Annotated in this window: 10 protein-coding genes; 9 read left to right on the top strand and 1 reads right to left on the bottom strand. The window is 63.2% G+C overall.

Annotated features, from left to right (window positions below; translation table 11 throughout):
- Positions 1 to 9: 9 nt before the first annotated feature.
- Positions 10 to 1,269: a sarcosine oxidase subunit beta gene (locus FJ951_RS17770; RefSeq protein WP_140495627.1), complete on the bottom strand. Its 1,260-nt coding sequence runs from the start codon at positions 1,267 to 1,269 to the stop codon at positions 10 to 12.
- Positions 1,270 to 1,724: 455 nt separating this feature from the next.
- Here FJ951_RS17770 and FJ951_RS17765 point away from each other — a divergent pair, with 455 nt between their 5' ends.
- From FJ951_RS17765 to FJ951_RS17725, 9 genes are all read left to right on the top strand, one after another.
- Positions 1,725 to 4,214, top strand: a complete 2,490-nt coding sequence (locus tag FJ951_RS17765) for a mechanosensitive ion channel family protein (protein WP_140516361.1) — start codon at positions 1,725 to 1,727, stop codon at positions 4,212 to 4,214.
- A gap of 154 nt (positions 4,215 to 4,368) precedes the next feature.
- Positions 4,369 to 4,632 (top strand): hypothetical protein, encoded by a 264-nt coding sequence (locus FJ951_RS17760; protein ID WP_140495629.1) that lies wholly within the window; start codon positions 4,369 to 4,371, stop codon positions 4,630 to 4,632.
- A 206-nt stretch (positions 4,633 to 4,838) separates the two neighbouring features.
- Entirely contained in the window at positions 4,839 to 6,272 is a 1,434-nt protein-coding gene (locus FJ951_RS17755) for a UbiA family prenyltransferase (protein WP_140495630.1), read from the top strand.
- 2 nt (positions 6,273 to 6,274) lie between these two features.
- Positions 6,275 to 7,627, top strand: coding sequence for an FAD-binding oxidoreductase (locus FJ951_RS17750; RefSeq protein ID WP_140516359.1), 1,353 nt, complete (start codon positions 6,275 to 6,277; stop codon positions 7,625 to 7,627).
- A 123-nt stretch (positions 7,628 to 7,750) separates the two neighbouring features.
- Positions 7,751 to 8,200 carry an EamA family transporter gene (locus tag FJ951_RS17745; protein WP_140516357.1) on the top strand — a complete coding sequence of 150 codons (450 nt, stop codon included), beginning with the start codon at positions 7,751 to 7,753 and terminating at the stop codon, positions 8,198 to 8,200.
- Entirely contained in the window at positions 8,197 to 9,204 is a 1,008-nt protein-coding gene (locus tag FJ951_RS17740; protein ID WP_140516355.1) for an NAD(P)-dependent oxidoreductase, read from the top strand. The genes FJ951_RS17745 and FJ951_RS17740 overlap by 4 nt, the downstream gene beginning before the upstream one ends.
- Before the next feature lie 104 nt (positions 9,205 to 9,308).
- The gene (locus tag FJ951_RS17735; RefSeq protein WP_181172256.1) at positions 9,309 to 10,739 is read left to right on the top strand and encodes an aspartate aminotransferase family protein; all 1,431 of its coding nucleotides are present in this window, start codon (positions 9,309 to 9,311) and stop codon (positions 10,737 to 10,739) included.
- A gap of 11 nt (positions 10,740 to 10,750) precedes the next feature.
- Positions 10,751 to 11,983, top strand: coding sequence for a DUF2029 domain-containing protein (locus FJ951_RS17730; RefSeq protein WP_140516698.1), 1,233 nt, complete (start codon positions 10,751 to 10,753; stop codon positions 11,981 to 11,983).
- Positions 11,980 to 12,738 carry an FkbM family methyltransferase gene (locus FJ951_RS17725; protein ID WP_140495635.1) on the top strand — a complete coding sequence of 253 codons (759 nt, stop codon included), beginning with the start codon at positions 11,980 to 11,982 and terminating at the stop codon, positions 12,736 to 12,738. Before FJ951_RS17730 ends, FJ951_RS17725 begins: the two co-directional genes overlap by 4 nt.
- Positions 12,739 to 12,815 lie beyond the last annotated feature (77 nt).

The raw sequence follows: 12,815 nt of genomic DNA, 5'->3' as shown, positions 1-12,815 counted from the left end.
AGATATTGTTCAGTGCAGTCTGGGATTGGCGCCCTGGCCTTTGTCGTCGATCACCAGGCCGCGATGGAAGCGGTCGAGCGTGAAGGGGGCGTTGAGGTCATGCGGCTCGTCCTTGGCGATGGTCCAGGCAAAGCACCAGCCGGAGGCGGGCGTCGCCTTGAAGCCGCCATAGCACCAGCCGCAGTTGAGATACATGCCGGGCAGGGGCCCGGTGGTGATGATGGGCGAGCCGTCCATCGACATGTCGCAGACGCCGCCCCAGGAGCGCAGCATGCGCACGCGGGCAAGCCCCGGGAACAGCGCCAGCATCTCGCTCATCACCTCGTCGACGATGGGCAGGTTGCCGCGCTGGGCGTAGCTGTTGTAGCCGTCGATGTCGCCGCCGTAGACGAGGCCGCCCTTGTCCGATTGCGACATGTAGAAATGGCCCATGCCGAACGTGACGACCGTATCGATGAAGGGCTTCAGCGATTCGGTGACGAAGGCCTGCAGCACATGGCTCTCGATCGGCATCGTCTCGATGCCGGCAAGCTGCATCACCCGGCCGGTGCTGCCGGCCACCGCGACCGCCACCTTCTTGGCGCGGATGTCGCCGCGTGATGTGGTGACGCCGGTGATGCGGTCGCCGTCGCGCAGGAAGCCGGTGACCTCGCAATTCTCGATGATGTCGACGCCGCGCCGGTCGGCGCCGCGCGCATAGCCCCAGGCCACGGCGTCGTGGCGGGCGGTGCCGGCGCGCCGCTGCATCAGGCCGCCGACCACGGGGAAGCGCGCATCACTGGAAATATCGAGCGCGGGGATCAGGCGCTTGATTTGCGCCGGCGTCATCAGTTCGGCGTCGACACCGAGATGGCGCATGGCGTTGCCGCGCCGTGCATAGTCGTCGAACTGGGCCGGCGTGTGCGCCAGGTTCAGGCAGCCGCGCTGCGAGAACATGACGTTGTAGTTGAGATCGTGCGACAGGTTCTCCCACAGCTTCATCGAATGCTCGTAGAAGCGGGTGTTGGCGGGCAGCAGATAGTTGGAGCGCACGGCGGTGGTGTTGCGGCCGACATTGCCGGAGCCGAGCCAGCCTTTTTCCAGCACCGCGACATTGGTGATGCCGTGTTCCTTGGCGAGATAATAGGCGGTCGACAACCCGTGCCCGCCGCCCCCGATGATGATGACGTCGTAGGATGCCTTCGGGTCCGGCTTGCGCCAGGCCGGCTTCCAGTCCTTGTTTCCCTTGAGCGCGTTCGCGAGCAGCGAAAGGGCCGAGTACTCTGCCATGGATATGATGTCCGTTTCGGGCGATGCGGCAGACTATAGAGCAGGCCGCACGCGCAAAGCCAATATTGCGCCATCGCCTTTCGACTGGCCGACGCTCCGGCCACCGCCAGATCAGCGCAGGTGCGGTCGGATCAGGGCAAACGAATCCGGGTTAACGGGTTCCTTCGACGGTACGCTGTTGATGGAGCATTGAATGGAAAACCCGCCTGTGCGGCGGGTCGTTGGCGCAACTCAGCACCATGACCGAATATCTACCATAGCTGCCTTCACCCAGTCAAGAAAAAATTCCTATCATAAAAAGTGCCGGCGCGCGGGATTGGCCGCCATCGGGCCCCTTGTTGCCCCGAGTTCGGAGCCCTGGCGGTCGGATACGACGGCTTGCCCCATGATATGGCCGTCTTTATCAAGGACAGGCAAATTCAATTGCCATTGCCGCCTTGAGTCGCCAACAAATCATGTTTTTCAAATTGCTTCGTCTCGTCTTGATGTTCGCGCTTGTCCTTGCGGCGCCGCTTTCGTTCGATGCGTCGGCGCAAGGGCTTGGCCAGGCGCCTGCCGGACTGGTCGCCGACCAGCAGAAAATCCTTCAGGACCTGACGACCAAGACCGACAATTTCGACAAGAAGATTCAGCAGGACGGTGATGACGATGCCACTCTCGTCGATATCCGCCTGCAACTCGAGGAACTGTCGCGGCAATCGCTGAACAGCGCGCTGGCCTTCCGCACCCGCCTTAGCGAGATCAACAGCCGGCTCGAGCAGCTTGGCCCGGCACCCGCCGCAGGCCAGCCGCCGGAACCCGACATCGTCAGCACCGAGCGCCAGGCGCTGGTCTCCGAAAAGGCCGAGATCAACGCGGTCATCGCGCAGGCGCAGACGCTGTCGATCCGCATCAGCGGGATGATCGACAAGATCGGCAACATGCGCAGCGCGCTTTTCCGCAATCTCCTGACCAAGCGCTATGTGCTGTCGGATGCGCTGAGCCCACAGGTCTTTTCCGACGCCCGCGACGAGTTCGGCAATTTCTACAAGGCGGTCTCGTCCTGGCTGAGCTTCGCCTTCAGGTTCAAGTTCCAGGCCATTCTGGCGGCTACCTTCGTGGCGCTCGGGCTGGCCCTGGTGCTTCTGGTCGGCGGCAGGCGGTTGTTTGGACGGGTGTTCGAAGCCGATCCGTCCAATGAGGACCCGTCCTATCTCAGCCGCCTCTCGGTGGCTTTCTGGTCGACATTGCTGCCGACGCTGGCGGTCGGCGCCTTTCTTGGGTCGACGATTTTCTTTTTCAACTATTACAACGTTTTGCGCGGCGACATTGGCCTTTTCCTCAACGCGCTGGCGACGGTCATCGGGGTGGTGTTCTGCGTCAATCGGCTGGCCAATGCGGCGCTCGAGCCGAGGCTGCCGAACTGGCGCCTGATCCCGGTCGAATCCGGCCCGGCGCGCTGGCTGGTGCGCCTGACTACCGCCATGGCCGTGGTCATCAGCGTCAACACCTTCCTGTCCGTCATCAACGACAAGATGGGATCGCCGCTGTCGCTGACGATCGCGCGCAGTTTCGTGGCCACCATCGTCGTCGGCATCATCCTGATCCTGATGGCGATGCTGCGGCCGTTCAAGGCCCGTGACGGCAGCTGGCGGCCTTGGCCGGCATGGCTGCGCTACCTGGCGCTGGCTCTGGGGCTCTTCACCATCATAGCCGCCTTGCTTGGCTATATCGGCCTTGCGCTGTTCGTGTCGCTGCAGGTGGTGGTCACCGGCACGGCGCTCGTCACCGCTTATATCGGCTTCCTGTCGGCACAGGCGATCGGCGACGAGGGCGCCTTCGCCAATACGTCGGTCGGGCGCTGGCTGTCGGCCAATTCCAGCTACGAGGACACCGCGCTCGACCAGCTCGGCCTTGTGGTCAGCGTGGCCATCAACGTGATGATCGTGCTGGTCTTCCTGCCGCTGATCCTGTTGATGTGGGGCTTCCAACCGGGCGACATCCAGGCCTGGGCGTACAAACTGGCGACCGGGATTAATATCGGTTCGGTGACGATTTCGGTCACCGGCATCCTGTCGGGCATCGTCGTCTTCATCATCGGCTATTTCCTGACGCGCTGGTTCCAGGGCTGGCTCGACGGTTCGGTGATGGCGCGCGGCAAGGTCGACACGGGGGTGCGCAACTCGATCCGGCTGGCCGTCGGCTATGCCGGCGTGGCACTTGCGGCACTGATCGGCATCTCGGCGGCGGGCATCGACCTGTCCAGCCTGGCGCTGGTCGCCGGCGCGCTTTCCCTCGGCATCGGCTTTGGCCTGCAGAACGTGGTGTCGAACTTCGTCTCGGGCCTGATCCTGCTGGCCGAGCGGCCGTTCAAGGTCGGCGACTGGATCGTCGCCGGCGACATCAGCGGCACCGTCAAGAAGATCAGCGTGCGCGCCACCGAGATCGAGACCTTCCAGCGGCAGTCGGTGATCCTGCCCAATTCGAACCTGATCAACAACGCCGTCGGCAACTGGACGCACCGCAACAAGCTCGGCCGCATCGACATCAAGGTCGGCGTCGCCTATGGCAGCGACGTCAAGCAGGTGCACGCCGTTCTGCTCGAGATCGCCCGCGGTCATCCGCTGGTGCTGAAGAACCCCGAACCCTTCGTGCTGTTTTCCAATTTCGGGCCTGCCGCGCTGGAATTCGAGATCCGCCTGTTCCTGGCGGATGTGATGAACGGCAACATCGTGCAGAACGATATCCGCTTCACCGTGCTGGAGACGTTCAGCGACCAGCATATCGAGATACCCTCGACGCCACGCGCGGTCGTCGAGCCCAAGCATGCGAAGGCCTGGCCGACCGACGACGACAAGATCGAGGCCGATTTCGCCGAGCAGGAACGAGCAAAGGCGGAAGCCGCGGCCGAGGCCAAACGTCTAGCCAGATCGGGACGCAAGGCGAAGAAACCTGATCCGGATTAGATCGGCGATCGGAAGGTTTCAGGCCGTCGAAACCAATTGCGGCATGAATGCGGCATTCAGTTGCGGTTCAGCTTCCATCTCATATAAGCTCCCATGCAAAGGCGAGAATGCCTTGCGAAATGCAACAGAGGCGGTGGGAACACCGATATTGCACATGTGGAAGTCTCTCGTCGCTGCCGTCGCCTTGCTCGCCGTGAGCGGGTCGGCCCATTCCGCCAGCGCGGTCAACAAGGACGCCGAGACCCGCACGCTGATCGTGACGGAAGGCGGCAGCAAGACCGACCTGGCGCTGGCCGCCGGCGAAACCGTGGAATTCTGCCCGAATGGCTGCTTCGTCACCTTGCCCAATGGCGATCTCGAAGCCCTGACCGGCTCGGAAACGGTCGAGATCTCGGGCGGCATCGCCCGCATCAAGTAATTTTTGTCCACATCTCTTGAGAGGCCGGACATTTGCCCGGCCTTTTATTGTTTCCGGTAGCGGTTGTTTAACAATGACACGGGAAATACCGCGGTGACAGCCGCCCACAACCCGGCGTTTTAACGTTCGTTACGCCGTCTCCCCGCTATACGTCTTGTGAAGACGCCGACAAACGGCGCGACGGGTTCGAGGCAGGGCAGGACGACATGGACGCGCGGTCCGACGGAAACGCAATACCGCTTGCGGTCGATCTCGACGGCACGCTGATCGCGACCGACCTGCTATGGGAAGGACTGTTCATCCTTCTCAAGAAGAACCCGCTCTATATTTTCCTCGTGCCTTTCTGGGCTGCGGCCGGGCCGGCCCGGCTGAAGCAAGCCATCGCCCAGCGCGTCGATATCGATCCCGCGTCGCTGCCTTACCGCGCGCCATTGCTCGACCGCATCCGGGCCGAGCATGCCGAAGGCCGCAAGATCGTGCTGGCGACAGGCACGCCGCGCAAATTCGCCGACGCCATCGCTCGCCACCTCGGTGTCTTCGACCGGGTGCTGGCGACGGACGGGGTCGACAATCTGACTTCCGGCAAGAAGCGTGCCTCGCTTATTGCGGCCTATGGCGATGGCGGCTTCGATTATGCCGGCAACAGCCGCCATGATCTCAAGGTTTTCGATGCGGCACGCAGCGCGATCGTGGTGGCGCCGGACCGCCACGCCGCGCGCTGGCAGGCGGCGCATGGCGCCGAAACCATGTCGGCGCCGAAACCGACATTGCGGACCATCGTCAAAATGCTGCGCGTGCATCAGTGGCTGAAGAATTCGCTGATCGCGGTGCCGATGGTGCTGTCGCACGAATATTTCAACACCGGCATGATCTGGGAGTGCGTGCTGGCGTTCATCTCGTTCAGCGCGGTGGCGTCGGCCATCTATATCCTCAACGATTTCTTCGACCTGGCGCTTGACCGCAAGCATGCCACCAAGCGTCACAGGCCATTCGCCAGCGGCGCGCTCTCCATCCCGTTCGGGATCGGCGCGATCGCGGTGCTGCTGGCGATCGGCATCGGCACAGGACTGTTTCTGGCGCCCGAATTCCTCGCCGTGCTCGGCGGCTACATGGCTGTCACCACGGCTTACTCGCTGTCATTCAAGCGCATGCTGCTGGTCGACGTGCTGACGCTGGCCGGCCTCTACACGATCCGCGTTCTGGCGGGCGCGGCCGCGACCGGCGTCGAGGTTTCGTTCTGGCTGCTCGCCTTCTCGATCTTCTTCTTCCTGTCGCTGGCGCTGGTGAAGCGCTTCGTCGAATTGCGCACCACGGCCATTCCACCCGGCGAGCGCATTGCCGGGCGCGGATATCGCACCGAGGACCAGGAGATCGTCGCCCAGGCCGGCATGGCTTCGGCCTTCTCCTCGGCACTGGTGCTGGCGCTCTACATGGATAGTGTTGCAGTGCGTGAGCTCTACCCGCATCCCTGGCTGATCTGGCCGCTGCCGCCGATCGTGCTTTATCTCACCATGCGGGTCTGGATCCTGGCGCGTCGCGATGAGATGCATGACGATCCGGTCGTGTTCATCATCCGCGACTGGCGCAGCCAGATCGTGGTGCTGATCGGCGCCGTGCTGCTGGTGATCGGGGGCTGGTAGACATGGCCGGCGAGCGCTTCGACAGCTTCGGGCGCGCGACGCCGCCCGCGCCCCACGCCATCGGCGTCGATGATGCTATCGTGCTGCTGAAGGGCGGCCAGGCCAGGCACGCCTCGCTGCTTGCCTATGGCAATGGCAGATCCTACGGCGATTCCTGCCAGAACGAGGCCGGCGCGGTCGTCGACATGCGGCCGTTGAACCGCATCCGCGCCTTCAATGCCGAGATCGGCCTTCTCGAAGCGGATGCGGGCGTGCTTCTGTCCGACATCATTGCCCACGCCGCGCCCTACGGCTTCTTCCCGGCAGTCGTTCCGGGCACGCAGTTCGTCACGCTCGGCGGCGCCATTGCCAACGACGTCCACGGCAAGAACCATCACCGGCGCGGCACGTTCGGCTGCCATGTCGAAAGTTTCACGCTGCTGCGGTCCAATGGAAGGACCTACCGCTGCTCCGCGACAGACAATCCGCGGTTGTTCCGGGCGACGATCGGCGGCATGGGGCTGACAGGCCTGATCCTGTCGGCCTCGATCCGGTTGATGCGGGTGCATTCCCTCGACATCATCGAGAAGGTGACGCCGTTTCGCGACCTGGGCGAATTTTTCGAGCTGGCCGAGGCGGCGGACCAGGCCAATGAATATGCGGTCGCCTGGATCGATCAGCTCGCCGGCGGCAGGCGCAGCGGGCGCGGCCTGCTGTTCACGGGCAATCACGCCGAGCATGGCTCGCATACCGCCGCGCGCGCCGGCGGCAATTTCGCGGTGCCGTTCCAGCCGCCGTTCAATGTGCTCAGCCGACCGTTCCTGAGCGCCTTCAATGCGGCCTACCGATGGAGGAAGGGCCGCTCTGCCGCGCCGCGCCAGGTCGGTTACCAGGGCTTCTTCTTCCCGCTGGACGGCGTGCGCGATTGGAACCGGCTTTACGGTCCGAACGGGCTGTTCCAGCACCAGAGCGTTGTGCCGGAAGAAGCCGCGCGTGAAGCGGTGCCGATGCTGCTCGCGGCTGCCAGGCGGGCCGGGCAGAGCTCGTTCCTCACTGTTCTGAAACGCTTCGGCGGCGTCCGATCCCCGGCGCTGCTCTCCTTCCCGCGACCTGGCTACACGCTGACGCTGGATTTCCCCAACAGGGGAGCCGCGACCCTGGCGTTGCTGGACGAACTCGACCGCATCGCCATCGGAGCCGGCGGGGCAGTCAACCCCTACAAGGATGCGCGTATGAGCGCCGCGACCTTCGCCGCGTCCTTTCCGGAGTGGTCACGGCTGGAGGCGCAGCGCGACCCGGCCTTCATGTCCGGCTTCTGGGCGCGCACAGCCAAAAACATCGACCTGCGAAGACGGGGTGCCGAGGCCGCCGAATAGATAAAATTGAAATGGATCGTGGTTAGCGATCGGTTAACGAGAAGATTTACTCAAAACGTCCTTGTGAGTTCACGAAATCTTTTCGGGTTTGTAATAGAAAGCGTCACGGGTGGGTGAGCGGACATGAAATATATCGTCTTCATTCTCTTTACGGTCATGACCAATGCGGCCGCGCAGCTGATGCTGAAGCAAGGCATGATGTCGCTTGGGCCGATCTCGTTCGAAGGCGCCAACCCGCTTATCAAGCTGTTGCAGATCGTCTTCAGCCCCTGGGTGTTCCTCGGCCTGTGCACCTTCGTCATTTCCATGGCCTCGCATCTCTACGTGCTGTCCAAGGTCGAGCTTTCCTTTGCCTATCCCTTCCTTAGCCTCGCCTATGTCGCCGTCGCGGTCTTCGCCTATTTCGTCTTCCGCGAGGACCTCAATGGCTGGCGCATCGCGGGTATCGCCTGCATTTGCGTGGGCACGGTGCTGATCGCCCAAAGCGGCCGAGACCTGGGTGACCACGGGCATGACGAGCAGACCGTTTCCATCACCTCCGACAAGATCGGCACCAGCGAGATCGTTCGATGAGACATGTGATTTTCGGCGGCGACGGCTTTGTCGGTCGCCACCTTGCCCCGAAGCTCGTGGCGGATGGCGAGGAGGTTGTCGTCGCCGACATCGTCAAGAGCGACCTGGCGCATTATCGCAACGCCGGCTTCATCCATTGCAACGTGACCGATCCAGCATCGGTGGCGGCGGTTGGGCTAAAGGCCGACGACATGATCTACAATCTGTCGGCAAAGATGCTGTCGCCGATCCAGGTGCGCGCCAAGCGGCACGATTTCTTCTTTCCGGTCAATTTCCATGGCACCGAGCATATCATGCAGGCGATGGACAAGGCCGGTGCGCCCCGGCTCGTGCATTACACGACCGACATGATCTACGGCCATACGGTCACCTTTCCGATGACCGAGGAGCATCCGGTCGCGCCGCTCGGCGAATATGGCTGGTCGAAGCAGAAGACGGAGGAATTGGCCGCCGAATGGCGCAAGCGCGGCATGTCGATCTCGCTGTTTCGCCCGCGCCTGATCATCGGGCCCGGCCGCCTCGGCATCCTTGAAAAACTGTTCAAGCTGATCGACTGGAGCCTTCCGGTGCCGATGATCGGCTCGGGCCGGAATCCTTACCAGTTCATCTCGGTGTTCGACTGCGCCGAGGCCGCGCGGGCGGCCTGGAAAGCGGGCGTACCAAACGAGGCCTATAATCTGGGTTCGCTCAACCCGCCGCCGGTCAGGAAATTGCTCGGCGACCTGATCAGGCATGCCGGTTCGAAATCGGTCCTGATTCCGACGCCGGGCTGGGCCGTGAAGCGCACGCTGGACCTGCTCGATCTCATGAACCTGCCGATCATGGATCCGGAGCAATATCTGATCGCCGACGAGGAGTGCGTGCTCGACGTCTCCAAAGCGGGACGCCAGCTCGGCTGGGTGCCGCAACATCGCGACGAGGACATGCTGATCGCCGCCTACAGCGAATACCGCGCCAGGAAGGCCGGCCACGCCGTCGCCACCAAACATGTGCCCGCCGAATAGCAGCCCGCCAACAGTTTCATTTGCGCACGATCCCCGATCCTGCGCGCGGACAGGAGATTGAAATGACCGTCATGGCCAAGCCCGATCAGGCGAGCGCGCGCACCATGGTCAGCGCGCCGGCGCTGTCGCCAGCCACCATCGCCAAGCCTGACCTGATCAGCGTCGAGCAGGCCAAGGCGATGGACGTCGCTGCGATGACGGACCTGTTCAAGGCGCATCTCAACCCGGGCCAGCTGCATTTCATGAAGCTGCTCGGCTTCCACAAGGTCAAGATCGAGCGCGCCGAGGGCATGTTCTACATCGACCAGAACGGCCGCAAGATCCTGGATTTCTTCGGCGGCTTCGGTTCGCTGGCCTTCGGCCACAACCATCCGCGCATCCTCGAAGCGCGGAAAAAATTCCAGGAGGAGAAGCGCCAGGAGATCGCCATCGCCTTCATGTCGCAATATGCGGCCGCGTTGGCCCACAACATCGCCAAATGTTCGCCCGGCGATCTCGACATGGTGTTTCTGGGCTCGTCCGGCTCGGAAGCGATGGAAGCGGCGGTAAAACTCGCCGAGCGTGCCGCCGGTCCGAAGCGGCCCAAAATCGTCTATGCCGAGAATTCCTTCCACGGCAAGACCAAGGGTGTGCTGGCGATCACCGACGGCCAGCTCTACCGCGCCGATTTCAAGGTGGCCGACAATGCGGTCCGGATTCCGTTCGCCGACATCGAAGCGGTCGAGCGCGCATTCCGCTCCGATCCCGAGATCGGCGTCATCGTGCTGGAAACCATCCAGGGCGGCGGCGGCATCATCCAGGCGCCCGCGGAATATTGGCAGAAGCTGCGCGCATTGTGCGATCAGTACGGTGTGCTGTGGGTGGCCGACGAAGTGCAGTGCGGCTATGGCCGCTCCGGCCGCTTCTATGCTTTCGAACATTATGGCGTCGTTCCCGACGTGACGGCGCTCGCCAAGTCGCTCGGCGGCGGCAAGGCGGCGGTCGGCGCGATGGTCGCCAGGCGCGAGATCTATATGAAGGCCTACGGCACGCCGAAGACGGCGATGATCCATGCCATGGCGACTTTCGGCGGCATGGGCGAGGCCTGCGTCACCTCGATCGAAGCGCTCAACGTTCTCTATGACGAGGGCCTGATCGACAATGCCGCCGCTACCGGCGAGTACCTTTTGCAGCGCCTCCAGGCACTGAAGGACAAATACCCCAAGATCATCAAGGACGTCCGCGGCAAGGGGCTCATGATCGGGCTCGAGTTCCATGATTTCTCGCAGACATTGCCGACCGTGTTGCGGCCGGTGGTCAGCGTGCTTGACGACAAGCTGAAGGGTTCGCTGTCGGGCTTCATCGGCGCGCTGCTGCTGCGTGACTATGACGTGCTCGTCGCCTTCACCGAGTACAACCGCAACGTCATCCGGCTCGAGCCGCCGCTGATCTGCCAGCGCGAGCATGTCGACCGGTTCGTCGATGCTTTCGACAGCCTTTTGTCGCGCGGCATTGTGGGAATCGTGAAGGATTTCGTCAAAAGCCAGGTTCGTTGAGCCCCACGACGATGCTGACCAAGTCGCCCACTCCGCAAAACCCGCTCGACCGGCTCACAGCGGCCGGCCTGGCGTGGGGCGAGGGGACCTATGCGCGGCTGGCGGCACCCATCGGCGCGGCGGCTTTCGCGCTCTACATCCTTTTGACGGCGCTGACGGCCTGGGTGATGCCCGATTCTAATTGGGACATGCTTCCCTATCTCGCCATATCAGAGGAAGGCACATACCCCGATGCGCAGGCGCTGCATGATTATGCCTACAACGCCGTCAAGGCCGGGATCTCGGCAGGTGACTACAAGACGCTAACCGATGATGGCGGCGGCTTCCGCAGCCACATGGCGGAGAATGCCGCCGACTTCCATTCGCTGCTCGGCATGTACCGGATCAAGTTCCTCTACGCCGAGATCCTGTCGACGCTGAGCGCGGCGATGTCGCCGGTCGAAGCGATGCGGCTGGTGCAGGTGGCCTCGGTGCTGCTGTTCGGCGCGATCACGCTGCTCTGGCTGCGCTCGGAAAAGGCCTTGGCGCTGGCGCCGGTGATCGGCGCGGTGTTGATCATGGCCGATTTCGGCGATGCGGCGCGCGCCTCGACGCCGGATCTGCTGACTTCGGCGCTGCTGCTCGGCGGGCTTTACGCCTATGTCAGGGGCCGCGAGGCGGCGACGGCGATCCTGCTCTTCCTCGCCTTCATGGTGCGGCCGGACAATATTGTCTTTCTTGCCGTTTTCGCCGTTCTGCTCATCGCCTTCCGGCAGCAGGCATGGGGTGCGCTGGTCGGTTTTGCGGCGTCCTTCGTCGCCTATTTCGCCATCTCGCACTGGGCGCATCATCCTGGCTGGTGGCCGCATCTGTGGTTCTCCAGCGTCGAGCAGCACTACAACATGGACGGGTTCGAGCCGCCGTTCTCCGTCGTTGCCTATCTCAAGGCATTTGCCGCATCGCTGCTGCGCGCCGTCAACCTGAACAGCTGGGTCGGCGTCTCGGTGCTGGCGCTGGCCGGCTGGTACGCGGTCGGCCGTGCCGGCTTCCGGCTCGACCGACGCGCCGGCATTCTGTTCGCGGCGCTCGTGCTCGGCGCGCTGGCTAAATTCACCGTCTTCCCGATCCACGACACGCGCATCTATTTCCCGCATCTGGTTCCGCCATTCCTGTTGCTGGCCACCCCTTTCATGGCGCTGTGGGCGACAGTCGGCCGTGACCAGCACCGCGCCGTCTTGCATGTCATTCCCGGAGACACGCCATGAGTTCGCTGTCCAGCCTGACGCGCATCGCGCTGTCGCTTGGCCTTCCGGCCGGTTTGCTCGACCGGGGGCCGTCGCTGCGCGGCACGAAATTCCTGGCCGGGGCGGCATTGAAAGCGCGCCTCGGCGGGACAAGGCGGCCCTTCCAGATGGTCAATGTCGGCGCCTGCGACGGCGCGCTGTTCGACGACGTCACGCCCTGGCTGCATCGCATTCCAGGCGCCCGTGCCCTGCTGGTCGAGCCGATCCCCTATAACCAGAAGCGCCTGCGCGCCAACTATCCCGATACCAACCGGTTCATCATCGAGCCGGTTGCCGTCACGAAAACAAGGGGGACGATCACCGTCCACACCTTCGATGCCGCCGCGCTCGAGGCCGGCACGCTGCCGATCGAGTTCATCGGCTGCTCCTCGGTTACCGACACCAACCTGATGTCGGGCAAGAATGCCTGGGGCGAGGATGACGTGAATTTCAACAAATTCGCGCCCTATCTCAGGGACATCGAAGTGCCGTCCGAGACCTTGCAGACATTGCTCGACCGCAACGGCATCAGCCATATCGACGCCTTCCTCGTCGATTGCGAGGGCGCAGACTGGATGGTCTTCGAGCAACTCGATCTCCAACGCTACCGTCCGGGCATGATCAAGGTCGAGGTCGGCGCACTGCCCGCTCCGGAGATCGGCCAGGTCGTGGTCAAGCTCAAGACCGCCGGCTACCAGGTCGGTTTCCAGGCCGAGGACATCTGGGCCTTCGCCTGACGGCAGCGATTTTCCTGATCCAAATCGGGTCGCGACGCATTCGCGGCGTGTCGCAAACAGGCGGTAGCGCGCTCATC

Origin of the sequence: Mesorhizobium sp. B2-2-3, assembly GCF_006442405.1 — a bacterium.
Lineage (GTDB): Bacteria > Pseudomonadota > Alphaproteobacteria > Rhizobiales > Rhizobiaceae > Mesorhizobium.
The sequence above is the reverse complement of the archived record's forward strand: the minus strand, read 5'-3'. Positions and strand labels throughout refer to the sequence as shown.